This window comes from Sporolactobacillus terrae (genome assembly GCF_019930545.1).
In the GTDB taxonomy this organism is placed as follows: domain Bacteria; phylum Bacillota; class Bacilli; order Bacillales; family Sporolactobacillaceae; genus Sporolactobacillus; species Sporolactobacillus terrae.
In genome coordinates this window covers 915,213-940,791 of record NZ_CP082837.1, presented here as the reverse complement: position 1 = coordinate 940,791, position 25,579 = coordinate 915,213, and the positions used below count along the sequence as shown (strand labels likewise).

Genomic DNA, 25,579 nt, shown 5'->3' with positions numbered 1-25,579 from the left:
TACCTTTCATGTCTTGAAAATTATATGTGTATTTATTGGTATCATACAATAAATTAATCGTTCTGCTGAAATTCCTCAATAAAAAAAGCAGGGATATCCTGCTGAAAATCATCCTGCTTTCATAATTCAATGATGGTTATTCTTTATTTGCTGTTGCCTCTGACGGCGTCAACAGCGCCTTGCGCGAAAGTTTGATGCGGCCGTGCTGATCCACTTCAATCACTTTAACGCGAACTTCATCTCCAATCGAGACCACGTCTTCTACATTGGTGACACGTTTTGTATCCAATTCAGAGACATGAATTAATCCGTCAGTATGACCAAACAAGGAAACAAATGCACCAAATTTTTCAATTCGTTTGACCTTGCCGACAACTATTTCTCCAACATGAGCGACGCGAACCAAATCCTCAATGATCTGTTTTGCTTTACGTGCATTTGCTTCATCAATTGAGAAGATCTTAATCGATCCATCTTGTTCAATATCGATCTTTACGCCAGTTTGTTCAATGATCTTGTTGATCACTTTTCCACTGGATCCGATGACATCTCTAATTTTATTAGGATTAATCTGCATCTGGATAATTTTCGGTGCATAGCGGGCAAGATGATCACGCGGCGCCTCGAGCGTTGCCAAGAGGGTTTCCATGATTTTCATACGCCCTGCTCTCGCCTGTCTCAGTGCTTGGCTTAAGATTTCCCGAGTAACTCCAGAAATTTTGATATCCATTTGTAACGCGGTAACCCCTTTTTCCGTACCCGCGCATTTAAAGTCCATATCACCAAGCGAATCTTCCATACCCTGAATGTCCGTGAGTACAACCACGTGATCGCCGTGTTTCACCAAACCCATTGCGATCCCTGCGACAGGCGCCTTAATCGGTACGCCGGCATCCATCAAAGCTAACGTACTCCCGCAAATACTTGCTTGAGATGAGGATCCGTTGGACTCAAGTACTTCGGACACGCAACGAATCATATAGGGGAATTGCTGTTCATCGGGAATAACCGGTGCCAAGGCGCGTTCACCAAGTGCACCATGACCAATTTCTCTCCGTCCTGGCGATCGAGTTGCTTTCGCTTCTCCGGTACTGAATCCTGGAAAATTATAGTGGTGCAAAAACCGCTTGCTTTCCTCAGCGTCAAAGTCATCGAGTGTTTGCGCCTCACTGAGCGGTGCAAGCGTGCAAACACTCAGTGCTTGAGTCTGTCCACGCGTAAAAAGTCCTGACCCGTGAGCGCGCGGAAGAATTCCGACACGTGCCGACAACGGACGGATTTCATCAACTGCCCGGCCATCCGGACGCAGATGTTCTTCAACGATCATCCGCCGAACTTCTTCTTTTAAGACAGTATGTAGAACATCTTCAATGAGCATACGATCGATTGGCTGATCGCCATTGTTCTCTTCTTCAAGTTTGCTCAATACGCGTGCGTTAACCTGCTGAATTGCTGCATCACGTGCTTGCTTTTCTTCTACACGCATTGCCTGATTTAAGGGCTCGGCAGCCATAGCACGAATTTGGTCTTCGAAAGCCTTATTTGCTCGGAACAGCGTAACTTCCATTTTTTTCTTCTCATTTTCCGAGATTATTTGCTCTTCAAAAGCAATGACTTCCTTAATTTGTTCGTGAGCAAACAGAATGGCATCAAGCATGGTTTCCTCAGGAATTTGATCTGCGCCTGCTTCTACCATATTAATTGCCTCTTTCGTACCGGCAACTGTTAAATGAAGATCGCTTTTCTTTTGCTGATCAACCGTCGGATTCACGACAAATTGACCGTCAACTCGTCCAATTATCACACCGGCGATCGGTCCGAAGAACGGAATATCTGAGAGTGACAGTGCAAGCGATGAACCAAGCATGGCCGCCATCTGTGCACTGCTGTCCAAATCAAGGCTCAGAACCATATTGCCGATCACGACCTCATTTCGAAACCCGTCTGGGAAAAGTGGACGAATTGGGCGATCAATCAAACGTGCAGACAGCGTTGCTTGATCGCTCGGCCGACCTTCTCTTTTAATAAATCCGCCGGGAATCTTCCCCACCGCATAAGCGCGCTCATCGTAATTGACGGTTAAAGGAAAGAATGAGCCTTCTTTTGCTTCTTTGGAAGCCGTGACTGTAGACAGCACCACCGTGTCCCCATAAGAAACAAGAGCTGCACCATTCGCTTGTTTCGCGAGCTCGCCGATTTCGATACGCAACGGTTTTCCCGCCCAATGCAATGAATAGACTTTTTTATCTGATCGCATATTTATAACACCTCTTTCCCCATGATCAAACGAGGCTGTCTCAAAAGGTTATCCCGTGTTATGCTGCGCAGCAGTTGCTCGAACAGACAGCCACTCTCACAGGCGTCTCGCACTTAACCTCTTCCTATAAAAAGAGAGTTCCAAGTCCACAGACTTTTGAGACAATCTCTCTAGAAGTTTTCCCTTAATATGAATAAAAAGCGGGAATGCTCCCGCTTCTTTGCTTTCTTATCGGCGCAGGCCCAATTTGTTGATGAGCTCGCGATATCTTTTAACGTCGTTTTCACGAAGATATGTGAGAAGATTACGACGTTTCCCAACCATTTTCAGCAGTCCACGACGAGAATGGTGATCCTTCTTGTGCTGCTTCAAGTGGTCGTTCAAAGTGTTAATCTGCTTTGTCAGTACAGCGATCTGTACTTCCGGTGAACCCGTGTCGTTTTCATGAGTAGCAAACTCATGAATCAGGTTCGTTTTTTCTTCTTTTGTCAAAGCCACTTGCATTCACCTCCCAATCTAAAATCCCCTCAAGCTTCGCTGCCGCCGGTGGCGCGTACAGCCAAGCATGGGTTCTTATGACGATTTAAATCGTACTGATTTATAATACACGTTTTAGCTATTAATTTCAAGCATCAACGGGCAATAATTTTATGATCATTTATTTTTGTGGAAATAAGCGCGCGTGTCTGCCTTATCTTTCTCCATTTGCTTAATTAAATCATCGGCACTGTTGAACTTCAGTTCTGGACGCAGTCGTCTGTACCATTTAATGCCAACTTTTTGATCGTACAAATCGCCGTTAAAGTCAAGAACATGGACTTCAACCGTTTGAATGGCAGCTTCATGGCTATAGAAAGTTGGACGTAATCCAACACTACAAACCCCATTTAAAGCCTTCCCGTTCACGATCAATTGAACAATATAGATACCGTTAGCTGGGATCAAATAAGCCGCATCTTTTTCCACATTCGCTGTCGGAAAACCGAGCGTACGTCCGCGTTGGTCACCGTGAACCACCGTTCCCGTAGTTTGATAGGGTCGGCGCAGAAGTTCAGAAGCCTCCTCAACCGCCCCTTTTTTCATAATTAGTGATCGAATACGTGTCGAACTGATTTTCTCACCGAACAGTTCAACTTTTGCGACCGTTGTATAGCTGAACATACTACGTGAATACTCGCCAATATTGTCCATATTCCCCATAGCTTTGCGACCGAATGTAAAATCGTATCCAGCAACAACGTGCTTTGCATGAAGGCGAATCAAGTACTCGTCCACAAAATTTTGCGGCGACAGTTGACTGAGTATCCGATCAAATTTTACAAAATAGACTGTGTTCACGCCAAGCTGCTCGAACAACTCCGCTTTAGCCGCGTTGGGTGTCAGTTCTGCTTCCCGTTTTGAATCAGGACGCAAAACAACGGAAGGATGGGGGTAAAAGGTCATGACTGCAGCTTCCATGCCTTTTTCCTCAGCAATTTGAACGGCGGTCTTAATGACTTTTTGATGGCCCAAATGTACACCATCAAAGTAACCCAATGCGATTACTTTTTCCTTGCCGTCCATTTGTTCGATAAACGGTCGGCCATCTAAATAAACACACTCCATAACAGGCACCTTCACTTCTTGTAAACTCAAATTCCCGATTCTTACGAGAGGACAGTCGAACTGTTTGCAAGAACCTTCTCCGGTTTTAACATTTCCGGTTTCTCCGGATGACGCCGATAGATTGCCAGACATTCACTGTGACTCGAAAAAACCGCATAAGGTCCGTCTCCAAATCCCTCTGGGGCTGTAAGTAATGCCCCGTGAACGACTCTTTCCGCCGTCTGTTGATCAACAACCCAGTGATCCATGGAGCGTAAAGCAAATTCAAGTGGTTTAAGTGCTGATTCAAAAGTGTCCTCTTGAATGAATCGCTCAATTTCTTCAAATGACACACAATCTCCACTTGAGAAAGGACCCGCTTGGATTCGCGTCATGTGGTGTAAATGCGCCGGATAGCCCATTCTTCGTCCAACATCAACGGCAAGCGTACGAATATAGGTACCTTTGCTGCATGCCACTTTAAACGGAATATCCACAGAAAAAGATGCAGCATCGCTGTCCAAATCGAAATGATAAATCGTAACATGACGCACAGGCGGTGTCACTGCAATTCCCTTACGCGCATATTCATAGAGCTTGCGACCATTGACCTTTACCGCACTGTACATCGGAGTCGTCTGCTCGATATCCCCAACAAAACGGGACAAAATCTTTTCAACATACGCGCGATCAAGACGTTTTTCAACAGGCTTTGTTTCAATCACATCGCCTGTTGCATCTTCAGTTGTTGTTGATGAACCGAGACGGATCACACCCTGATATATTTTACTATAGTCTAATAAATATTGGGCGATTTTTGTTGCTTTTCCAAGACACAAGACTAAAACACCGTCGACGGCCGGATCAAGTGTTCCGGTATGACCGATCTTACGGAATTTCAGCAGTTTTCTAAGCTGAAAAACACAATCATGTGATGTCATACCCCTTGGCTTGTAAAGCGGCAACAAACCATTATACTCCGGCATCGCTCATCCTCCCGATTTTCATTCCTGTGAACGTTCCCACATCGTTAATCTTTATGATGCAGTTTATTAATAAGCTGATCAATATGGCTTCCGTATTCCACCGATTCATCAACTTTAAAAGAAATTTCAGGCGTTTTCCGCAGACGAATTCGTTTTCCAATTTCACTGCGTACAAATCCCTTGGCTTTATTCAATCTTTCTAGTGACGCCTGTTTCTTATCCTCATCACCGAGGACGCTGATATAGACAGTGGCTTCCTGAAGATCGCCGGTCACATCAACGCCGGTCACCGTGACAAACCCGACGCGTGGATCTTTGATCCTGTTTCCGATTATATCGCTCATTTCTTTTTTCATCTGTTCGGCGACGCGATGGGTCCTTAAGTTAGCCATGGGGTCACCCTCCTTCTTAAAACCATTCATAAATTGTATGAACACGTTCGATTTCTGTTCTAAAATCAACCAAAGAAAGTGCGCGTGAAAGCTCGTGTTCAACCGCAGTACGTGCGCTGCCCACACAGGCAAAGGCAAGTTCGGTGTGTTGCCACGCATCTTGATAAGCGATTTCACTTGCAGACAGGTTGTGCCCGTGCACCGCTTTTCGAAGGATACTTTGAACAACAGACCGCTTCTCTTTCAGAGAGTGTGCACTGAAAAGGATGCACTCGCAGCGGACAACGCCAACGATCATTTCGGTTTGACTTCTTCCATCACATAGGCTTCCATTGTGTCGCCTTCCTTGATGTCGTTAAAGTTTTCCAGTGTCACACCACATTCAAAGCCTGCTTTGACTTCTTTAGCATCATCTTTGAATCGCTTCAGTGTGTCCACATTGCCTTCGTAAATGACAACCCCGTCACGAACCAACCGGATCCCGGCGTCTCTTGAGATGAGACCGTTCGTCACATAGCATCCGGCGATCGTGCCGATTTTCGATACTTTGAATGTTGTTCGAACATCCAGCTGTCCAATCACTTTTTCTTTGTATTCAGGATCTAGCATACCCTTCATTGCTGCTTTGATTTCATCAATTGCATCATAGATGACACGATACAGACGAATATCAACGTTTTCTTCTTCAGCAACTTTTTGTGCATGATTATCCGGACGTACGTTAAATCCAACGATAATTGCGTTAGAAGCTGAAGCAAGAATTATATCCGATTCACTGATTCCGCCTGCTCCGGCATGAATGATGTTCACTTTCACACCGTCAACATCAATCTTCTTCAAGGAACCGGCCAATGCTTCAACCGATCCTTGAACATCCGCTTTGATAACCAGATTTATTTCTTTCATATCGCCTTCTTTGATCTTTTCAAACAGATCGTCAAGGCTAACTTTATTCGTCGTTTGCTTGCGTTCGGTAATCAGCGCACGTTCTGCTCTGACTTCGCCAATTTGCCGTGCTTTTTTCTCGTCATCAAACGCAGCAAATTGATCACCGGCATGGGGCACATTATTTAATCCTGTGATTTCCACCGGTGTTGAAGGGGTTGCCTTCTTTACACGGCGACCAACATCGTTGACCATGGCGCGTACACGGCCATAGGTGTTGCCGACAACAATGGGATCACCAATATGCAGTGAACCGTTCTGAACCAGCAAGGTCGCAATTGGCCCTTTTCCTTTGTCCAGCTGCGCTTCGATCACAGCCCCTCTTGCTTTCTTATCCGGGTTTGCTTTACATTCTTCCATTTCAGCAACAAGCAGAATCATTTCAAGCAGTTCATCAATGCCCGTACCCTTCTTGGCGGAAAGTTTGACGAAAATCGTGTCGCCGCCCCAATCTTCAGGAATCAGTCCTTGTTCGGACAGTTCCTGCATGACATGGTCAGGATTGGCATTTGCTTTATCAATCTTATTAACAGCGACAATAATCGGTACCTTAGCTGCGCGGGCGTGATGAATCGCCTCAATGGTTTGTGGCATAACCCCATCGTCAGCAGCAACAACTAGGACAGTAATATCGGTAATCTCAGCACCGCGCGCACGCATTGTCGTAAACGCAGCGTGGCCTGGTGTATCTAAAAATGTGATCTTCTTCCCATCATGTGTCACTTGATAAGCACCGATATGCTGCGTGATTCCTCCGGCTTCTCCTGCCGTTACTTTTGTATGGCGAATGGAGTCCAGCAAAGTTGTTTTTCCATGATCAACGTGGCCCATAATCGTAACAACCGGCGGACGGACAACGGCAGTTTCTTCATCGATTTCCAATCCTTCATCTTCAAAGCTTGCTTCGTCGACAACCACTTCATCCTCGACGGCAACGCCATAGTCCGCTGCAAGCAGTTCAATTGTTTCTCGTTCAAGGTCTTGATTCTTGGTGGCCATAACGCCTAAGGCCATTAACTTTTTGATGATATCGGTAGATGGGCGTCCCAGCTTTTCAGCAAACTGTCCAACCGTCAGCGACCCGGATAAAGTGATTTTTTCCGGAAGCTTGATCTCAAGATTTTGGCGGTTGGTTTGTGCACCGCCTCTTCTGCGATTGTTACGATTCCTTCCGAAGTTTCGGCGGCCGCCATTGTTATTTCGACCGTTTCCACCAAAACGATTTCGCTCATTATTATTATTATTATTCGAGTTTTGATTACGCCCGGATGATCTTCTGTTGCTGCTTTCTCCGGAGCGATTGCTGTTCGTCCTTGAATTGGTTTGCTTATTTTTTACATGTGAAGTTGTTTGATTTGGTTTCTTTTCTTTAGTTTTTGTTTGATTCACTTTACCCTCTGCTTTACTTTTATTCGTTATATTTTGTGCAGATGCTCCTGCATTGCCATTCATTTTTCGATCCAATTGACTCATCGCGTTATCGGCGATGATTGACATATGGCTTTTGACTTGAATGCCAAGTTCTCCCAATTTTGCTATAATAACTTTACTTGATACATGATGCTCTTTAGCATATTCATATACACGCATTTTACTCATATATTCACCCCCGTGATGATGGTCCGATCCTTTCGATCAGCTGGCCTGCGAATCCACTATCTGTGACCGCAATGATCACCCGCGAAGGTTGACCGATCGCCTGGCCAAGCACCTCTCTATCCGGTACGGTCAAAAGCGGAACGTGATAATAATCGCACTTATTCGTGATTGTTTTCTTTGTTCGGTCGGAAGCATCCGCTGCCAGTAAAACTGCCTTAGCCTTATTCTGACGAATTAACCGCAACACCGTTTCTTCGCCAGAACTCACCTTACCTGCTCGTTGTGCAAGGCCAAGAAATGATGCCCATTGATTATGATTGGGCATCTTCCGGATGAGCCTCCAGATAAGTATTCATTTCTTCGAAAACATGATCTGGTACGGCAACGCCCAAGTGTCTTGTGAGCAGGTTTTTGTCTTTTGCCTTTTGAATACAAGACACTTTTTTAGAAAGGTAAGCGCCTCGTCCATTTTTCTTTCCCGTTAGGTCAAGGGATACATCGCCTTCTGGCGAACGAACAATACGAAAAAGAGCCTTTTTTTCAGTGGATTCCTGGCAAACAATGCATTTGCGCATTGGAATTTTCCGCTGCTTCGGCATGAAAATCGCCTCCTTAATCTTGCTCGTTATCCGGAGATTCGTCCGTCTCAAATTCCGCTGATTCTTCGGCAGCTTGATCTTCTCTTCCAGTTTCTGAAGACTCAGAAGCGGATGCTTCATCGAATAAACCAAGTTCTTCTGCCTCGGATTCGCTCTTAATGTCAATTTTCCATCCTGTCAGTTTTGCAGCAAGCCGGGCATTTTGTCCGCGCTTACCAATTGCAAGTGAAAGTTGATAATCCGGAACGATAACTGTAGTCGCTTTTTCTTCTTCATGAACAATCACTTTAATGACTTTAGATGGACTGAGTGCATTCGCGACATAGATGACCGGATCTTCAGACCAACGAACAATATCAATTTTTTCACCCTTCAATTCATTGACGATCGTTTGTACGCGAGCGCCTTTTTGCCCAACGCAAGCACCGACAGCGTCCACTGCCGGATCTTCTGCATGAACGGCAATCTTTGAACGGTCACCGGCTTCACGCGAAATCGATTTAACTTCCACAGTGCCGTCGTAGATTTCCGGAACTTCCAATTCGAAGAGACGTTTCAACAGCCCTGGATGAGTACGCGAAACCGTAATCATCGGGCCTTTTTTGGCATCTTCGACTTTGGTTAAGTACACTTTAATGCGGTCATGCGGATGATAGGTTTCATTCGGCATTTGTTCTGACTGCGGCAGTAGCGCTTCAACACGTCCAAGGTCAACATAAATGAAACGATGATCAATGCGTTGGACAATTCCGGTCATAATATCGTCTGCACGATCAATGAATTCTGAATAGATCACGCCGCGCTCTGCTTCACGAACGCGCTGCGTCACGACTTGCTTCGCGGTTTGAGCGGCAATGCGTCCAAAATTTCTTGGCGTTACTTCAATTTCAACCGTGTCTCCGATTTGGTAGTGCGAATTAAGACTTTTCGCTTGTTCCAGCGAAATTTGAAGGTTTTTGTCCTCAACCGCTTCCGCAACTTCTTTCCTCGCATAAACTTTGATTTGTCCTAAACCTTCATTAATATCTACCCGCACATTCTGTGCCTGGTCAAAATTGCGTTTATACGCTGAAATTAATGCTGCTTCCAAGGCATCAAGCAAAACTTCTTTACTGATTCCTTTATCTTTTTCCAGTGCGGTGAGCGCTTCGATTAAATCACTGCTCATTTTGTTCTCCCCTTCTTTTACGGCAGTTCTTTCTAACTTACCGGCTGCATCAGCTTCTGTTGTTATTATTTGCTATGTAATCGGTTCGCTTCCCGCCAAAGGTCAAATGCGAACAGATTCCCATTCAAAGCAAGCAACACAACCTGTAAAAAGCCTATTTTAAAAGATGATCGCAAGGCGACTGCTGGCAATCTTGTCAAAAGGAAGCGTCACATGAACCACTCTTGTTTTGTCCTTGATTGCAAGTATAACGTAATCCTTGTTCACTTCAGTTAATTTACCTTCAAATACTTTATTGCCCTCGATCGGTTCATAAGTGGTCAAATGAACATCTTTTCCCACGGCCTTTTCGAAGTCTTCATACCGCTTCAGCGGACGCTCGGCACCCGGTGAAGAGACTTCCAGAAAATAGGCTTCTTTTATTGGATCCTTTACATCAAGTGCCTCGCTCAGTTTTTCGCTGACCTCAGCGCAGGTATCTAGATCGACGCCGGAAGGAGAGTCGATAAAAACACGCAAAAAGCGGTTTTTCCCCTCTTTGACATATTCTATATCAAAGAGTTCCAGATTCATTTCTTGTAGAATCGGGGAAATCAACTCATCGGCCATCTTTGCGATAACGCTAGCCATTTTCAGCCTCCTTTTGAAAATGAAAGAGTGGGAAAATCCCACTCTTTGAGACGAACTATTTCCAGTATTTCCATAAACACTATATCATACCCGTCTAATCTAGGCAAGAAAAGCCAGGTCAGAATAGCGATAATTGATTTGCGTCGGGCATTCCTTTCAAGCAACCTTGACCGTCAAGATATTCAAGAATTGTCTTTGAGATTTTGGCTCGGCGCTGCAAGTCTTCTTTCGAAAGGAATTCACCATCTTCCCGGGATTTGGCAATTGCCTTAGCAGCATTAGTCCCGACACCGGGAATTGCATTAAATGGTGGGATCAGCGTATCCCCTTCTACCAGAAAACGTGTTGCATCCGAACGATATAAATCGACCGATTGGAAACTGAGTCCGCGTTCGCACATCTCGAGTGCTACTTCAAGCACAGTCAGCAAGCTCTTTTCTTTTGGCATCGCGTCATTGCCTTTTTTCTCAATTTCATCCATTTTTGCCCGTATCGCATCGGATCCTCTTTTCATCACATCGACATCAAAGTCATCCGCGCGCACACTGAAATAGGTTGCATAGAACAGAATCGGATAATGCACTTTGAAATAGGCGATGCGGAATGCCATTAAAACATAAGCTGTTGCGTGTGCTTTCGGGAACATGTACTTGATTTTAAGGCATGAATCCAAATACCAACCCGGTACATCGTTTTCCTTCATCTCAGCAATCCATTCGTCATTTAACCCTTTTCCCTTTCGCACGGACTCCATGATTTTAAATGCGTGTGACGGCTCAAGGCCTTGGTGCATCAAGTCGATCATAATATCGTCGCGGCAGGAAATGACATCGCGAAGCACGCAGGTCCCATTTTCGATCAACACTTGGGCATTGCCCAGCCAAACATCAGTACCGTGAGACAGGCCTGAGATTTGAACCAACTCAGCAAAGGTTGTTGGTTTCGTGTCTTCGAGCATCTGCCGAACAAAGCGCGTCCCAAATTCAGGAATACCTAGGCTGCCGGTTTTGCAGCGTATTTGTTCTGGAGAAACGCCCAGGGATTCCGTTGAACTAAAGATTTTCATGACTTCTTTGTCATCTTTAGGAATTGTTTTCGGATCGATTCCGCTCAGATCCTGCAGCATACGAATAACGGTTGGATCATCGTGCCCGAGTATATCCAATTTCAAAATGTTGTCATGGATTGAATGAAAATCAAAGTGTGTCGTTTTCCATTCGGCCGTTATATCATCGGCCGGATATTGAACCGGAGTAAAATCGAAGATCTCCATATCCCTTGGTACAACGACGATACCGCCAGGGTGCTGACCGGTTGTTCGTTTTGCTCCTGTGCATCCTGCTGCAAGACGATCACGCTCTGCTCCCCGTAGGTTTTTGCCCGTGTCTTCTTCATATCCTTTTACATATCCGTAGGCCGTTTTGTCGGCAATCGTGCCGATTGTTCCGGCTCGGAATACTTTATCTTCACCGAAAAGTACTTTCGTATAATTGTGAGCAACCGGCTGATAGTCTCCGGAAAAGTTCAAATCAATGTCGGGAACTTTATCCCCCTTAAAGCCGAGGAACGTTTCAAAAGGTATATCATGCCCTTCCTTTGTCATCTTTGTTCCGCATTCAGGACAAGCTTTATCCGGAAGATCAAACCCACAGGCAACCGCGCCATCGGTAAAGAACTCAACATGATGACAATTCAAACACAGATAATGCGGCGGAAGCGGATTAACCTCGGTAATCTCAAGCATTGTCGCCACGAGCGACGAACCGACCGATCCACGTGATCCTACAAGATAACCATCGGAGAGTGACTTCTTCACCAATTTATGGGCAATCAAATAAATGACGGAAAACCCGTGTCCGATGATACTTTTTAGTTCTTTCTCAAGCCGCTTTTCGACCAGATCTGGAAGTGTCTCACCGTAAAGTTTATGTGCTCTGCCGTAGGTCTTTTCTTTAACTTCGTCTTCGGCGCCGTCAATCGTTGGTGTATATAACTTGTCCTTGACCGGTAATACTTCTTCAATTTGGTTAGCAAGTGCATGAGGATCACTGACAACAACTTTTTCTGCCTTCTCTTCACCAAGAAAGCTCATGCAGCCCAGCATTTCATCCGTTGTTCGAAAATGAACATCCGGCTGCGTCTGACGATTGAGCGGATTCCCTGCTTGAGAGCCGATCAAAATCTTACGGTAGATTTTATCATGGCTGTCCAAATAGTGAACATCTCCAGTGGCAACCACCGGTTTGTTCATTTTCTCACCCAGCTTTACAAGCTTGATCATAACATCTTTGAGCGCCAGTTCATCGCGAACGATCCCTTTCTCGACAAGATGTTGATAGTTGGACGGCGGCTGAATTTCAATGTAATCATAGAACTCAGCGACTTTTTCTGCCAGTTCCGCCGACTTCTGCATCATCGTTTCAAAAAGTTCGCCCTTGTCGCAACCGGAACCGACCAGAAGGCCCTCTCGATATTTCGTCAACAACGAGCGCGGAATTCTAGGTACGCGATAAAAGTATTTAACATGTGAAAGCGAAATCAATTTATAGAGATTTTTAAGTCCGATTTGGTTCTTCACGAGCAGAATAATATGCGATGGCCGAATCCGATCAAGATTTCCTTTACCAAGATTATCATTTAATTGATCGTGATACTGCATGCCTTTTTCAGCAGCGTCCTTCAGCATCTTCCAAGCAAGATAACCCGTTGCTTCCGTGTCGTAGATGGCCCGGTGGTGATGGGTAAGCTCGATGTTAAAGGCTTTACACAACGTATCGAGCTTATGGTTTTTAAATTCAGGGTAAAGAAAGCGGCCCAGTTCGAGTGTATCAATAACTGGATTGTCCGCTTTTTCATACCCAAGCTTTTGGTAGGCAGTATTTAAAAAACCCATATCGAAGGTCGCATTATGCGCCACAAGCACTGCATCCCCTGCAAACTGCTTAAACGCCTGGACAACCTGATCTGCATCCGGTGCGTCAGCAAGCATTTCATCCGTTATACTGGTTAACTCAATGATTTTCTGAGGAAGCGGATGATGCGGATTTGCAAATTGATCAAACTTTTCGAGCACCTCACCGTTTTTAATCTTAACTGCGGCAAGCTCGATGATCGTGTCATAAACCGCGGATAATCCAGTCGTTTCAACGTCAAAGACAACGTAAGTTTCATCAGCAAGCAACCGGTGCGCTAGATTATAGGCAATCGGTACACCATCATCAATAAGATTAGCTTCAACACCATAGATTACTTTAACGCCGTTTTTCTGTCCGGCGGCATAGGCTTCCGGATAAGACTGGGCAACCCCATGGTCGGTAATCGCAATCGCTGAGTGCCCCCATTGTTTCGCTCGCTTGATCAAGGCCGACGCCGTAACCACTGAATCCATCTGGCTCATAACCGTGTGCGCGTGAAGTTCGACGCGCTTATGCCCCTCTGGAGCTGTATCTTTTTTTACATGAGGGGTGATCTCCTCGATATCATTAGCGATCATCACCAAATCTCTGGCAAAGCTGTCATTCTGCACACCGCCGCGCACTTTTGCCCACATTCCTTTATGCATTTGGGCAAACTTTGCAGCATCTTCTTTGTCTCTGGAAAAGACTTTGACCATGAGCGAATCGGAATAGTCGGTTATTTTAAACAGCAGCAGCGTACGGCCACTGCGGAGTTCTCGTATCTCGGAATCGAAAATATATCCTTGGATGGTTATGCGCCGTTCTTCGTCCTGAATCGTCTCGATGGATACCGGTTCATCATGAATATCATAACCGATCTTGAATGGTCCATCCGGTACATCGCCGGCCGCATCCTCAGCGTCCTTCTTTTTCTGCATTTCAATCATTGCTTGAACAACTTTCTGCTTATCTTCTGCATCTCTTTGTTTTACAAATGAGTCATAAGCCTTCGTTCGTTCTTCTGAACTGACTTTAATTTCAAGCGAGATCGGTGGAAACCCAAAAGTACGCAACTTCTCGTTAAGTACCTTGGGCAATTTTCTTTTAATAAGCCCTGCTTCTGTATCGCTCGTCGTTGAAATCATCAGCTGCCGTTCATTTAATTGCGGATTTTGCCGCTGCAAACATCCTTTTAATGCTGGGAATTCATGACACAGGCGTTCGCAAACCGGCTGCCAATAATCGGAAAAATAGTGTTCGGCACGTGAAGCATCACGGACGTGCACTGTAAAAGTAATTTGCGATACGACCGACTGAAAGTGCGCTTTCAGTCTTTCTTCCAACCATTCATAGACTTGATAGGGGAGAATTCCGTCAAGGAGAAAGTCAAAATGCCAACGACGTTCCGAACGGAAAACAGATAGCTTGTCGATTTCACCATGCGTAAAATAGCGCTCCATCCACTCTGTCGGCACCTCAAGATGTTTGAGCAATAGTTCAAATCGATCCGTTCCGGCTGTTGTACTCGTCATCACTGCTCGTCTCCTTTCTTTCTACAATTCTACTAAAACTATTACTGAAATGCCATTGATTCTCGTATTCTGCGAAACACAAATAAGAAAAACCGGGCAAAATACGCCCGGTCCTTAATCTCCAACCATGTGTGATGGACTCGTGTCTTTTCGGTGCTGAATCGCCGCTTCGGTTACTCGCTTGCCGCGGGCGCACCGCGAGCCTCCTCAGACAGGTAGAGGTATCTGCGGGGTCTCGCTGGCACGCTGTTCCCGCAGGCGTCTCGCACCTCCGCTTTGTTTCTCGGCCAAGACACTGGGCTATTGGTTTGAAGACAGGTCAAAATCATATACTTTCTTATCCTGTAAAAAAGGAGCCGGTCAGCTCCTCTAGAACAGAATAAAGATGAGATTAAGCGAGTGTGTTTAATAATTGTTTTACCGCATCAGAAAGCTGTGCAGTACTCGTTTCTACGCGCTCTGTATCTTTTCGTGCGGCAAGCTCGACAATTTGCTCTGAAGCCCTTTTGCCGACAATGACTTGTACCGGACAGCCGATTAGTTCACTTTCAGCGAATTTAACGCCCGGCCGTTCTTTTCGATCGTCCCAAAGCACATCATAGCCTTCTTGAATGAATTGGCTGTAGAGTTGTTCCGATAAGGCCAACTGATCCTCTTTTTTGGGATTAACTGTTATTAAATGAATGGTGAATGGTGCCAGCGACTTAGGCCAAATCATGCCCTCATCATCATGATACTGCTCGCAGACTGCAGACAGCGTTCTTGAAATGCCAATGCCGTAACATCCCATGATCAGCGGCTTAGCCTTTCCATCAGTATCCAGATAAGTGGCGTTCATCGCTTCGGAATATTTGGTTCCAAGTTTAAAAACTTGTCCGATTTCGATGCCGCGAGCAAATTTAATGACACCACTTCCATCCGGAGATGGATCTCCTTCTTTAATGAAACGAAGATCATCGAAGGATTCAATTGGCAGATCACGTGATGGATCAAGATGGAAATAAGTGCTGTTTTCCGCTTGGTTATAATAAGCGGCGCGCGCCACATGTTTTAATCCATTGTCTGCAAAAACGCGTACCCCTTCTGCCGGGTGCATCGCATCTTCACTCGAACCGGTTATCAACTCAATCAAATCGGTCCCAAGAAGATTCTTCACCTTAACGTCGTTGATTTCATCGGAGGCTTTCAAAAACACAACCACACGTTCGGATCGAGTTTGGAACCAGTAAGCAGTGATTGCTTGATTTCCATCGACTTCTTGCTTACCTTCGACTTTTTCAAGAGGAAGCGTCTCGCCATCTTTCCCTTCTTCTTGATCAAGTACTGAGGCCATCTCCAAGTTTGCTGCATAATCAGAAGTATCCGAATAGGCAATTGTATCTTCACCAATTTCAGCAAGCGCCTGGAATTCATGCGTGTCCTTGCCGCCGATTGCTCCGGAATCTGCAAGAACTGCGCGAAACGTTAGTCCACAGCGTTCAAAAATTCTGCAATACGCATGGTACATCACCCAGTAGGTTTGATCCAGACTCTCAGCAGAATCATGAAAGGTATAGGCATCTTTCATAATAAATTCGCGACCGCGGAGCAGACCAAAACGCGGCCGTTTTTCGTCACGAAACTTCGTTTGAATTTGGTACAGGCTCATTGGCAGCTTTTTATACGTATTTAAATAATCACGCACAAGACTTGTGATTAATTCTTCACCGGTTGCACCAAGAGCGAAGAAACGGTTATGCCTGTCTTTTAGGCGCATCAATTCAGGACCATACACGTCCCATCGTCCGGTTTCATGCCATAATTCTGCTGGCTGCATCGCAGGCATAAGCAGTTCCTGAGAACCGGTACGATCCATTTCTTCGCGAATAATTGCCTCAATTTTTTTTATGATCTTATAACCAAGCGGAAGATAGGAATACACCCCGGAAGCATTTTGCCGTATGTAACCACCGCGCAGCAGCAAACGGTGACTGGCGGACTCGGCATCTGCCGGCGTTTCTTTCATCGTTGGAATAAACATTTGGCTTTGTTTCACTAATGACCACCTCAAATCGTTTCAGTCTTTTTTAGGAACATTGTTTTCATCTATCGTGTAAAGAGGTTTTGCAAATCGTTCCACGTGACAAGCAGCATCAAGATCATCAGAAATGCAAAACCAATAAAATGAACGAGTGCCTCTTTTTGTGGCTCAATCGGTTTGCCGCGTAAAGCTTCGAAAATGATGAACATGAGTCGACCGCCATCCAGTGCAGGAAGCGGCAGCAAATTAATCACCGCTAAATTGACACTTAAAAATGCCGTCCAATTCAAAACAAAGAATAAACCTTGTGAAACCACTGCTCCAGTCGCATTATATATGCCCACAGGACCTGCTAAATTGTTTAAATCAAATCCCCCGGAAATCAGCATTTTCAAACCAACGAATTCCATTTTTATCCAATAATAGGTTTGACTGAAACCTGCACCGATTGACGCAGCAAACGAATGAATCGTCGGCTGATATACGCCGATCATGCCTTCAGGCTTTCCATTGGCACCCTTCCGTTCGCCGGTCAGCAGTTCTATTTGCTGCTGCTCCCCATTTCGTTCAACGGTCATTTCGATCTTTTGCTTTGGATGTTTACTCACATATCCAGCAATATCTTGCCAACTCTTTATGCCCTGACCATCAATTTGCAGGATGCGGTCTCCTGACACTAATCCGTATTTCTGTGCAGAGTAGCCATCGATAACGGTTCCAAGCTGAGGCTGATTCGACGGTACGCCTTGAATACTGAAATAAATGATGAAGATAACAACTGCTAAGACCAGATTCATAAACGGACCGGCAAAAATCGTCAGAAAACGTGCGAGCAGCGGTTTTGATGCAAACTGCCGATCGTGGGGTGCAATTTGAAAATCCTGATGATCCGATACATAGGTTGCCTGACGGTCAATAGCGTACTGAATCAGTGGTCCATTTTCCTCTTCGTATCCTGATAAGTAGAGCTCCTTGTCAAGGTCGCAGTGTTCAACCGTTAGAAAGCGAGCATTCGGATATTTTTCAAGGTGGTCGCTGACAATCCGTGTCACCTGATTTCGATCGTTCAGGAAAATCCCGATACTTTGTCCAGGCTTGACCTCAAAAGTTTCCGGGTCTTCACCCGCCATGCGCACATACCCCCCGATTGGAAGCAAACGCAACGTATATACGGTTTCTCCTCTTTTAATCGCAAAGAGTTTCGGCCCGAAACCGATCGCGTACTCCCGGCACAAAATACCGGAGCGTTTTGCGACAATGAGATGACCGAGTTCATGGATTGAGACAAGCAGTCCGAAAATGATCACAACGATAATCAACGTTTCCACGAGAAGACACCTCTGTCTTTAGTTTATTTGCTCCTTGACAAAAGCGCGTGTTTCTTTGTCAACAGCTTCAATCGTTTTTAATTCAGGTGCTTTAATGACATGATGGTTGGTCAAAGCCATCTCCACATAGCGCTCAATATCCAGAAAGGTAATTTTCCCAGCTAAGAATGCCTGAACCGCTGTTTCATTCGCTGCATTCAATACGGTAGGCATCGAACCTCCCGTTTTCCCTGCATGATAAGCTAATGATACACATGGGAAGCGGTGCATGTCCATTTTTTGAAAATGCAAACTGCCGATTTCAGATAAATTCAACGTTTTCGTTTGCCTAAGTGTTAACCGGGAAGGATAAGTAAGGGCATACTGAATCGGAACGAGCATACTGGGACATCCCAGCTGTGCAATGACACTATGATCAGCATATTCAACTAATGAGTGAACAATACTCTCCCTGTGAATAACCGTATCAATTTTTTCATAGGGCAAATCAAACAGCCAGTGCGCTTCAATGATTTCCAAACCTTTATTCATCATCGTCGCCGAATCGATTGTAATCTTTGCGCCCATCGACCAGTTTGGGTGATTAAGGGCATCTTTAACCGTAACTCCAGCAAGTTCCTCGCGCGTTTTGTCTCTGAAACTTCCGCCAGATGCAGTAATGATAATGCGTGAAACAGCTGAGCGGTCCTGGCCTTGCATCGATTGAAAAATTGCCGAGTGTTCACTATCGACAGGCAAGATCGGAACGCCAAATTTTTTCGCACGTCTCATCACGAGATGTCCCGCCGTAACCAACGTTTCCTTGTTCGCAAGACCAATTGTTTTACCGGCTTCTATTGCTGCAAGTGTGGGCTCGAGGCCAATACTGCCGAGTACTGCGTTGACCAACAGATCACTGTCAGGATGAACAGCTGCTTCGATCATCCCTTCAATCCCGTAAACCAGACGAGTGGAAGGATCCAAGTGGATCTTCAATCGATCCGCCACCTGTTTATTTTTAACAGCGATCAAAGCAGGTTTAAACTCATGGATGAGTGGGAGTGCGGTTTGAATATTCTCGCCAAATGCCATTGCGACAAGTGCAAATTGATCCGGATGCTCGCGAAGAATTGCAAGCGTTTGGGTTCCTACCGATCCTGTGGCACCGAGCAAGCTGATTTTTTTCATCAACCATTCCTCCTCAAACAATGAATCCTAAAACGTAAAGCAAAGGGAGTACAAAAATCAAACTGTCAAAGCGGTCAAGCATGCCGCCATGACCCGGTAAAATCGTTCCTGAATCCTTGATATTATAGTAGCGTTTTATTGCAGATTCCACTAAATCACCGATCTGTCCAAACACGGAAATAACGAGACTGATTCCAATGAGGGTGGGCCAGGCCAGTGCCAATGCCGGACCCGCAATCCACTTAAACAGCAACGCAATCAAAACGGCGATAATTACCGCACCGATTGAGCCTTCTCGGGTTTTATTCGGACTGATTACAGGCGCAAGTTTACGCTTGCCAAATTTTCGACCAACGAAATAAGCGCCGCTGTCGGTTGTCCAAATCAAAACTTGTACGAGCAATACGAGAAGCAGACTGTCTAAACGGAGCCGAACCAGTAAATAGAATGGAATCCCTATGTAAAACACCGACAAGAAGAGGTACGCAGCGTTTGCAAATGTAAAAGCGGAACGTCGCAAGATCATCAGTGTCAGCATCAGCAGAACGAACAGCGCAGTCATTCTCATCCATAACCCATCTGCTAAAAATGAAGAACGACCGGCATTCAGAACAAGAGCGGCCACCGCCAGTCCGCCAAAGATAACTTCTGGAAAAGCAACATTCATTTTGCCCATTTTAACTAATTCGAGATAACTAATTACCGCAATAGCTGCAGCCAGCAAAGTGAAGGGCAAGGAACCGATGCAAAGAAGAACAAGATAAAAAGCACCTGCCAGTAAACCGGTTGTAATACGCTGTTTCAAGGATTTTCGCTTCCTTCCGCGAGCCCGCCGAATCTGCGCTGTCTGCTTGAAAATGCCCGAACAGCATCTTGAAGACTCTGCTCATTGAAGTCCGGCCAATACTCTTCCGAAAAATAAAGTTCCGTATAAGCAAGCTGCCATAACATAAAATTACTTAACCGGATCTCTCCACCGGTTCGAATCAAAAGGTCAGGATCGGGAAGCGCGGGACTGATCATATGATCGGCAATCATCTTTTCACTAATGTCCTCTGGGCTGTGTGCTTCGCGAATAATTTTTTTTACAGCTTGAACGATTTCAGCATGGCTGCCGTAATTCAAGGCAAAATTTAGGATCAAACCGCTGTTTGCCTTCGTCTTTTCAATTGCGTCATTTACCGCACTCAATGTATAGGTAGGAAGTCGGGATAAATCGCCCATTGCTTTCACTTGGACATTTTGTTCAATCAGTTCCTTTAAATAGGAATTCAAGAATTGCTGCGGTAGCTTCATTAAAAAGTCGACTTCTGCTTTCGGACGCTTCCAGTTTTCAGTAGAGAAAGCATATAAGGTGAGCACTTTAACACCTAAGCGATCCGCTTCCTTCGTCACCCGTTTTATGGTTTTCATTGCTTCACGATGACCGGCAACTCGCGGAAGCCCGCGTTTTTTTGCCCATCGACCGTTGCCGTCCATAATGATAGCCACATGGTTCGGTATGCTTATCGATTTTGTGTCTTCATGCTTCGGCATAGCCGTTTTTCCTTTATTTAAGGAAAACTTTTCAAACATTGATTTTCCCCCAGTACTGATGCTGCGTACCTTTGGATACAATCAACAGATCGTGCTGTCCGGTGCGCTGCCTGTTTGGTTGTGCCCCTTTAGATGTCCATCATTTCCTTTTCTTTGTCCGCTGCCAGTTGATCAATTGCTTTTATTGTTTCATTGGTCAACTTTTGAATATCATCCTCAGCTTCATGAACATCATCTTTTGTCAGTTCGTTGTTCTTGGCCATTTTTTTCACTTGATCGTTTGCATCGCGACGTACATTGCGCACTGCAATTTTTGCCTCTTCAGCCATTTTACGAACCAATTTCACCAAATCAGCACGCCTCTCCTCGGTCAAAGGTGGAATTGCAATGCGAATCACCTGACCGTCGTTCGTCGGTGTGATGCCAAGATCAGACTTGAGAATACCCTTTTCAATGTTAGGCAGTGCAGTCCGATCATAAGGTTGGATGAGCAGAAGCCGCGCTTCAGGAACCGTGATTGAGGCAACCTGATTCAGTGGTGTTTCTGCTCCGTAATACTCAACCGTTACCTTATTTAGTAACGAAGGGTTCGCTCTTCCTGCGCGCACCGTTACTAATTCGCGCTGAAATGCTTTAACCGCTTTACCCATTCGTTCTTGTGCATCTTTAAAAAGCTCTGTTTGAGCCATGAGTTATCGCCCCTTTACAACTGTGCCGATATCTTCGCCAAGCACAGCACGTTTAATATTTCCTTCTTCTGATAATGAGAAAACAACAAGCGGAATATCATTATCCATGCTAAGCGATGAAGCCGTAGAATCCATGACTTGAAGCCCTTCATTCAGAACACGCAAATAGGAAATTTCCTTATATTTCTTCGCACTTTTATCGACTTTTGGATCCGCTGAATACACACCGTCAACATTATTTTTTGCCATCAAGATCACGTCTGCTTCAATTTCAGCCGCTCGCAGCGCCGCTGTTGTATCCGTTGAAAAATAAGGATTGCCTGTTCCCGCGGCAAAAATAACGACACGCCCCTTTTGCAGATGTCGGATGGCGCGTCTGCGAATATAAGGTTCAGCAACCTGCCTCATTTCGATTGAGGTTTGTACACGCGTTTCAACACCGATTCCTTCAAGACAATCCTGCAAAGCAAGTGCGTTGAGTACCGTCGCAAGCATCCCCATATAATCAGCCTGTGCACGATCCATTCCCATTTCGCTGCCTGCTTTTCCTCTCCAGATGTTTCCAGCACCGCAAACAATGGCAACTTCTACACCGAGATCGACAACTTCCTTTACTTGCTTCGTAATCGATCGAATCACGCTTGGTTCGATGCCGAAACCGCCTGTACCTGCAAGGGCTTCTCCACTTAATTTTAAAATGACCCGCTTATAAATTGCCTTTTTCGGCATGCTCCTGCACCTCTCGTTAGATGATTTTTAGAAAACTTGGCTTTGCCAAGCCTCTGGCGAAGGCAAAGGCTTAGTTGCACTTACACTCGTTTCCTTAAATCTTTTATTTTCTTACTTTCTTACCAGTGTAAAAAATGGGACACGTTACCCGTGCCCCATTGTGATTTCTTGCTCTGTTTCATCGGGTGTTGAAAACCGCATCGGCGGTTTTATGACGGTTGTTAAATCGATCGTCGTTCAACAGCACCTTACAGGCGCAATTATTGTTTCATCTGTGCTTTTACTTCATCAACAAAGTTATCTTCTTTCTTTTCAATGCCTTCGCCGACTTCAAAACGCACGAATGAAAGAACATCCGCATTCTTGCTCTTCAAATATTCTTTAACGGTCACATCACCGTCTTTAACAAACGGCTGGTCCACTAGACAGATTTCTTTGAAAAATTTTTTCAATCGTCCACCAACCATTTTTTCAACAATATTGGCCGGTTTGCCTTCGCCAAGTGCTTCTTGTGTCAGCACTTCTTTTTCATGAGCAACAACGTCAGCTGGGATCTGATCTTCTGTCAGATATTGCGGACGAATTGCCGCAACATGCATGGCAACATCCTTTGCTGCCGTCGCATCAGAACCTGTTAATTTCGTCAGAGCGGCGATACGACCACCCATGTGCAGGTAGGAACCGAAAACTTGATCATCGGTCTTCGTCTCAACTGCAAAACGGCGTAAGCTGATCTTTTCGCCAATTTTAGAAATAGCGGAAGTAATCAAGTCGTCAACAGTAACTCCTGAAGCGGTCTTCTGAGTCAGCGCTTCTTCAACAGAGGCTGGCTCTTTGTCGAGAATGTGTTGTGCTAATGTATCAATCAAGACTTTGAATTCTGCATTTTTCGCAACAAAATCGGTTTCCGAGTTGACCTCAAGAGCAACGGCCTTGTTACCGTCGATTTTGATTTCAGCCAAACCTTCGGCAGCGACACGCCCGGATTTCTTAGCAGCTTTTGCCATTCCTTTTTCACGAAGTACGTCGATCGCTTTCTTGATATCGCCTTCTGTTTCTGCGAGTGCGCGTTTGCAATCCATAATCCCTGCACCCGTCAGTTCACGTAATTCTTTTACTTGCTTTGCACTAATTGCAGCCAATGGGAATCCTCCTTTGATGGTGAAGCTGTTTGTTTTCGTGAAAAGAGTGATAAAGGGCTAGCCCCTTATCACCCCATTAAGTCTTGACTTGCTCTTTATTCCGCTTTAACCGGCTCTTCTTCAACTTTTTCAGTTTGTTCCGGTTGAGCTGAAGCTTCTTCTGTTTCTTCGCCTTGATTAGCTTCTAAAACAGCATCCGCCATTTTTCCAGTGAGTAATTTCACAGCACGAATTGCATCATCGTTACCTGGAATGATTACATCGATTTCATCCGGATCGCAGTTTGTATCAACAATTGCGATGATCGGAATATTCAACTTGTGTGCTTCGGCAATCGCGATCCGTTCTTTGCGCGGATCGATAACAAAAAGTGCTTGTGGAAGACTTTCCATATCTTTGATGCCGCCCAAGAATTTTTCAAGACGTGCCAATTCTTTTTTAAGACCAACAACTTCTTTTTTAGGGAGTACATCAAATGTACCGTCTTCTTGCATTTTTTCGATATCTTTCAAACGTTTGATCCGTTTTTTTATCGTCTCGAAGTTGGTCAGTGTACCGCCGAGCCAACGTTGATTTACATAGTACTGACCGGAACGTTCTGCTTCCGCTTTTACAGAATCTTGTGCTTGTTTCTTTGTACCAACGAAAAGAATTTTCCCGCCGTCAGCCGCAATATCTCTGACGAAGTTGTATGCTGCTTCGACTTTTCGTACGGTTTTCTGAAGATCGATAATGTAGATACCGTTTCTTTCCGTAAAAATATACGGCTTCATTTTTGGATTCCAGCGACGTGTTTGGTGACCGAAATGAACACCGGATTCCAGTAATTGTTTCATTGAAATAACTGCCATGAATGTGTTGCCTCCTAATTATGGTTTTATTCCTCCGTCCATGTCATTTTCGTGTGCGACTGAGCATGGCGCTCAGCACCCGCGCATAAATCAACAGACGTGTGTGATTGACACCAAACGTAACTATATCATACTCTGCAGTGCATGGCAAGATTCGATTAATTTTTTCCATGCATTCGGAGCAGAAGTTCAATCTCGCCTTTTCCGCGTTTCATTTTTTTGGCGATTTCTGTAATTGATTTCCCATCTTCTTTAAGTTTCATTGCCTGAACATAGGGGGACTCTTCGATATGATCTTGGATCGAATCAATCGGCGGCATCCATTCATGCTCTGGCTCACTTCCGGTTTGTTTTTTGGAGGCCAATTCCTGATCCTCATTGACACGATTCAGGACGGTTTCAAACGTTTTTTCTTTTACTTTCTCACTATTTTTTGCGCTGCTGCTTGTTTTGGGAGCAGTCACAATCGGTTTTCCGCTCTGATCCTGACCGGCTGCGCGCGTTTCCGTGCGCACATTCATGACAAGTTCCTGAACCGCTTCAAGAAACTGCTCATTCTCATGGCGCACCGCTTGAATATGCTCGGCAAGCAGTTGTTCGGACTCCTGCACATTTTGTTCTGAAAGCGTCTTTTGCAGCACTTTAATTCTTTGATACAGATAGAGGATAAGATAAAAAGCCAAAAGAAGCAGCACGAAATTCAACGTAATCCAAAATGCTGACAATGCATTCACCCCGCTTTACATGATGATTAAGCATAATGTTCTTTTCCAGTTAAATAGTTGCGTAATTTAAGCAGCGCTTTACTGTGGATTTGTGAGATTCGAGATGTAGAGAGATTCAACACTTGCCCGATCTCAGTTAAAGTCAGTTCTTCATAATAGAAAAGAGAAACCACGAGACGCTCTTTCTCATTGAGTTTGTCGATTTCCTTTGCAAGCTGCGCATGTCGTTCTTCTTCAAGGACATGTTCTTCCGGAGAATCGGAACGTGTATCTTCAATTGCATTCGCACCAGACTCTCCATTATCTGAACCCCCGTCATCAAGAGACAGCAAGTTTGAAAACAAACTCTCCGATACAACCTGCGACACTTCATTAACCGTCATTTTACACAGTTTTGCAACCTCTTCAAGGGTAGCGGAACGCATCTGATTTTGCTCAATCTTCTCGACTGCTTTCTCAATTCTTTTGCTCTTCTCACGCATTGATCGCGGCATCCAGTCCGCTTTGCGCAGCCCGTCCAAGATGGCCCCGCGGATGCGAAACGATGCATAGGTATCAAATTTCAGGTCCCGATTGCGATCAAATTTCTCTAGGGCATCGTAGAGACCGAGCAGTGCAAAGCTTTGCAACTCTTCCCTGTCCACATTGCGCGGCAATCCGGCACCAATCCGCTGCACATGATACGTTACAAGGGGCATATAGATTTCCAGAAGACAATTTGCTGCCTTTCGGTCATGAGACTGAATCCAGCGCTCCCAATAAATGGATTCCAAAGCTTCTGATTTTTCCAGTTCTCTCCCCTC

General features: G+C 45.1%; 23 protein-coding genes. All 23 read right to left on the bottom strand.

Annotated features, from left to right (window positions below):
• Window positions 1–136: 136 nt before the first annotated feature.
• Window positions 137–2,257, bottom strand: coding sequence for a polyribonucleotide nucleotidyltransferase (gene pnp, locus K7399_RS04305; RefSeq protein WP_028977657.1), 2,121 nt, complete (start codon window positions 2,255–2,257; stop codon window positions 137–139).
• A 228-nt stretch (window positions 2,258–2,485) separates the two neighbouring features.
• Complete coding sequence (gene rpsO, locus K7399_RS04300) at window positions 2,486–2,755, bottom strand: 30S ribosomal protein S15 (RefSeq protein ID WP_028977658.1); 270 nt, start codon at window positions 2,753–2,755, stop codon at window positions 2,486–2,488.
• 156 nt (window positions 2,756–2,911) lie between these two features.
• Window positions 2,912–3,862 carry a bifunctional riboflavin kinase/FAD synthetase gene (locus tag K7399_RS04295; protein ID WP_028977659.1) on the bottom strand — a complete coding sequence of 317 codons (951 nt, stop codon included), beginning with the start codon at window positions 3,860–3,862 and terminating at the stop codon, window positions 2,912–2,914.
• 41 nt (window positions 3,863–3,903) lie between these two features.
• Entirely contained in the window at window positions 3,904–4,827 is a 924-nt protein-coding gene (gene truB, locus K7399_RS04290) for a tRNA pseudouridine(55) synthase TruB (RefSeq protein WP_028977660.1), read from the bottom strand.
• A gap of 44 nt (window positions 4,828–4,871) precedes the next feature.
• Window positions 4,872–5,219: a 30S ribosome-binding factor RbfA gene (rbfA, locus tag K7399_RS04285; protein ID WP_028977661.1), complete on the bottom strand. Its 348-nt coding sequence runs from the start codon at window positions 5,217–5,219 to the stop codon at window positions 4,872–4,874.
• A 16-nt stretch (window positions 5,220–5,235) separates the two neighbouring features.
• Entirely contained in the window at window positions 5,236–5,517 is a 282-nt protein-coding gene (locus K7399_RS04280; RefSeq protein ID WP_028977662.1) for a DUF503 domain-containing protein, read from the bottom strand.
• Complete coding sequence (infB, locus tag K7399_RS04275; RefSeq protein WP_028977663.1) at window positions 5,514–7,763, bottom strand: translation initiation factor IF-2; 2,250 nt, start codon at window positions 7,761–7,763, stop codon at window positions 5,514–5,516. The genes K7399_RS04280 and infB overlap by 4 nt, the downstream gene beginning before the upstream one ends.
• A gap of 4 nt (window positions 7,764–7,767) precedes the next feature.
• Window positions 7,768–8,088 (bottom strand): YlxQ family RNA-binding protein, encoded by a 321-nt coding sequence (locus K7399_RS04270; RefSeq protein WP_028977664.1) that lies wholly within the window; start codon window positions 8,086–8,088, stop codon window positions 7,768–7,770.
• A complete protein-coding gene (gene rnpM / locus K7399_RS04265; protein ID WP_028977665.1) occupies window positions 8,075–8,362 on the bottom strand; it encodes an RNase P modulator RnpM in 288 nt (95 codons plus the stop codon). Before rnpM ends, K7399_RS04270 begins: the two co-directional genes overlap by 14 nt.
• A 13-nt stretch (window positions 8,363–8,375) precedes the next feature.
• A complete protein-coding gene (gene nusA, locus K7399_RS04260; protein ID WP_028977666.1) occupies window positions 8,376–9,530 on the bottom strand; it encodes a transcription termination factor NusA in 1,155 nt (384 codons plus the stop codon).
• 159 nt (window positions 9,531–9,689) lie between these two features.
• Complete coding sequence (gene rimP, locus K7399_RS04255; protein ID WP_028977667.1) at window positions 9,690–10,160, bottom strand: ribosome maturation factor RimP; 471 nt, start codon at window positions 10,158–10,160, stop codon at window positions 9,690–9,692.
• A gap of 118 nt (window positions 10,161–10,278) precedes the next feature.
• Window positions 10,279–14,589, bottom strand: coding sequence for a PolC-type DNA polymerase III (locus tag K7399_RS04250; RefSeq protein WP_028977668.1), 4,311 nt, complete (start codon window positions 14,587–14,589; stop codon window positions 10,279–10,281).
• Between the two features lie 391 nt (window positions 14,590–14,980).
• The gene (locus tag K7399_RS04245) at window positions 14,981–16,624 is read right to left on the bottom strand and encodes a proline--tRNA ligase (RefSeq protein ID WP_028977272.1); all 1,644 of its coding nucleotides are present in this window, start codon (window positions 16,622–16,624) and stop codon (window positions 14,981–14,983) included.
• A 50-nt stretch (window positions 16,625–16,674) separates the two neighbouring features.
• Window positions 16,675–17,937, bottom strand: a complete 1,263-nt coding sequence (gene rseP / locus K7399_RS04240) for an RIP metalloprotease RseP (protein ID WP_028977271.1) — start codon at window positions 17,935–17,937, stop codon at window positions 16,675–16,677.
• Window positions 17,938–17,955: 18 nt separating this feature from the next.
• Window positions 17,956–19,104, bottom strand: a complete 1,149-nt coding sequence (dxr, locus tag K7399_RS04235; protein WP_028977270.1) for a 1-deoxy-D-xylulose-5-phosphate reductoisomerase — start codon at window positions 19,102–19,104, stop codon at window positions 17,956–17,958.
• Window positions 19,105–19,117: 13 nt separating this feature from the next.
• A complete protein-coding gene (locus K7399_RS04230) occupies window positions 19,118–19,909 on the bottom strand; it encodes a phosphatidate cytidylyltransferase (protein ID WP_028977269.1) in 792 nt (263 codons plus the stop codon).
• On the bottom strand, window positions 19,906–20,679 hold the full coding sequence (locus tag K7399_RS04225) for an undecaprenyl pyrophosphate synthase (protein ID WP_028977268.1): 774 nt from the start codon (window positions 20,677–20,679) through the stop codon (window positions 19,906–19,908). The genes K7399_RS04230 and K7399_RS04225 overlap by 4 nt, the downstream gene beginning before the upstream one ends.
• An 89-nt stretch (window positions 20,680–20,768) precedes the next feature.
• The gene (gene frr, locus K7399_RS04220; RefSeq protein ID WP_028977267.1) at window positions 20,769–21,329 is read right to left on the bottom strand and encodes a ribosome recycling factor; all 561 of its coding nucleotides are present in this window, start codon (window positions 21,327–21,329) and stop codon (window positions 20,769–20,771) included.
• A gap of 3 nt (window positions 21,330–21,332) precedes the next feature.
• Window positions 21,333–22,058 carry a UMP kinase gene (gene pyrH / locus K7399_RS04215; protein ID WP_010026100.1) on the bottom strand — a complete coding sequence of 242 codons (726 nt, stop codon included), beginning with the start codon at window positions 22,056–22,058 and terminating at the stop codon, window positions 21,333–21,335.
• A 260-nt stretch (window positions 22,059–22,318) separates the two neighbouring features.
• The gene (gene tsf / locus K7399_RS04210) at window positions 22,319–23,200 is read right to left on the bottom strand and encodes a translation elongation factor Ts (RefSeq protein ID WP_028977266.1); all 882 of its coding nucleotides are present in this window, start codon (window positions 23,198–23,200) and stop codon (window positions 22,319–22,321) included.
• A gap of 95 nt (window positions 23,201–23,295) precedes the next feature.
• Window positions 23,296–24,051 (bottom strand): 30S ribosomal protein S2, encoded by a 756-nt coding sequence (gene rpsB, locus K7399_RS04205; protein WP_028977265.1) that lies wholly within the window; start codon window positions 24,049–24,051, stop codon window positions 23,296–23,298.
• A gap of 158 nt (window positions 24,052–24,209) precedes the next feature.
• Window positions 24,210–24,776: a DUF6115 domain-containing protein gene (locus K7399_RS04200; protein WP_028977264.1), complete on the bottom strand. Its 567-nt coding sequence runs from the start codon at window positions 24,774–24,776 to the stop codon at window positions 24,210–24,212.
• Window positions 24,777–24,802: 26 nt separating this feature from the next.
• Window positions 24,803–25,549: a FliA/WhiG family RNA polymerase sigma factor gene (locus K7399_RS04195; protein WP_223362480.1), complete on the bottom strand. Its 747-nt coding sequence runs from the start codon at window positions 25,547–25,549 to the stop codon at window positions 24,803–24,805.
• Between the last annotated feature and the right edge of the window lie 30 nt (window positions 25,550–25,579).

Excerpts from the sequence above, each read along its gene's own strand:
- pnp (WP_028977657.1), bottom strand. The coding sequence starts at position 2,257 with ATGCGATCAGATAAAAAAGTCTATTCATTGCATTGGGCGGGAAAACCG.
- K7399_RS04295 (WP_028977659.1), bottom strand. The coding sequence starts at position 3,862 with ATGGAGTGTGTTTATTTAGATGGCCGACCGTTTATCGAACAAATGGAC.
- truB (WP_028977660.1), bottom strand. The coding sequence starts at position 4,827 with ATGCCGGAGTATAATGGTTTGTTGCCGCTTTACAAGCCAAGGGGTATG.
- rbfA (WP_028977661.1), bottom strand. The coding sequence starts at position 5,219 with ATGGCTAACTTAAGGACCCATCGCGTCGCCGAACAGATGAAAAAAGAA.
- K7399_RS04280 (WP_028977662.1), bottom strand. The coding sequence starts at position 5,517 with ATGATCGTTGGCGTTGTCCGCTGCGAGTGCATCCTTTTCAGTGCACAC.
- infB (WP_028977663.1), bottom strand. The coding sequence starts at position 7,763 with ATGAGTAAAATGCGTGTATATGAATATGCTAAAGAGCATCATGTATCA.
- K7399_RS04270 (WP_028977664.1), bottom strand. The coding sequence starts at position 8,088 with ATGCCCAATCATAATCAATGGGCATCATTTCTTGGCCTTGCACAACGA.
- rnpM (WP_028977665.1), bottom strand. The coding sequence starts at position 8,362 with ATGCCGAAGCAGCGGAAAATTCCAATGCGCAAATGCATTGTTTGCCAG.
- nusA (WP_028977666.1), bottom strand. The coding sequence starts at position 9,530 with ATGAGCAGTGATTTAATCGAAGCGCTCACCGCACTGGAAAAAGATAAA.
- rimP (WP_028977667.1), bottom strand. The coding sequence starts at position 10,160 with ATGGCTAGCGTTATCGCAAAGATGGCCGATGAGTTGATTTCCCCGATT.
- K7399_RS04250 (WP_028977668.1), bottom strand. The coding sequence starts at position 14,589 with ATGACGAGTACAACAGCCGGAACGGATCGATTTGAACTATTGCTCAAA.
- dxr (WP_028977270.1), bottom strand. The coding sequence starts at position 19,104 with ATGAAAAAAATCAGCTTGCTCGGTGCCACAGGATCGGTAGGAACCCAA.
- K7399_RS04225 (WP_028977268.1), bottom strand. The coding sequence starts at position 20,679 with ATGTTTGAAAAGTTTTCCTTAAATAAAGGAAAAACGGCTATGCCGAAG.
- frr (WP_028977267.1), bottom strand. The coding sequence starts at position 21,329 with ATGGCTCAAACAGAGCTTTTTAAAGATGCACAAGAACGAATGGGTAAA.
- pyrH (WP_010026100.1), bottom strand. The coding sequence starts at position 22,058 with ATGCCGAAAAAGGCAATTTATAAGCGGGTCATTTTAAAATTAAGTGGA.
- rpsB (WP_028977265.1), bottom strand. The coding sequence starts at position 24,051 with ATGGCAGTTATTTCAATGAAACAATTACTGGAATCCGGTGTTCATTTC.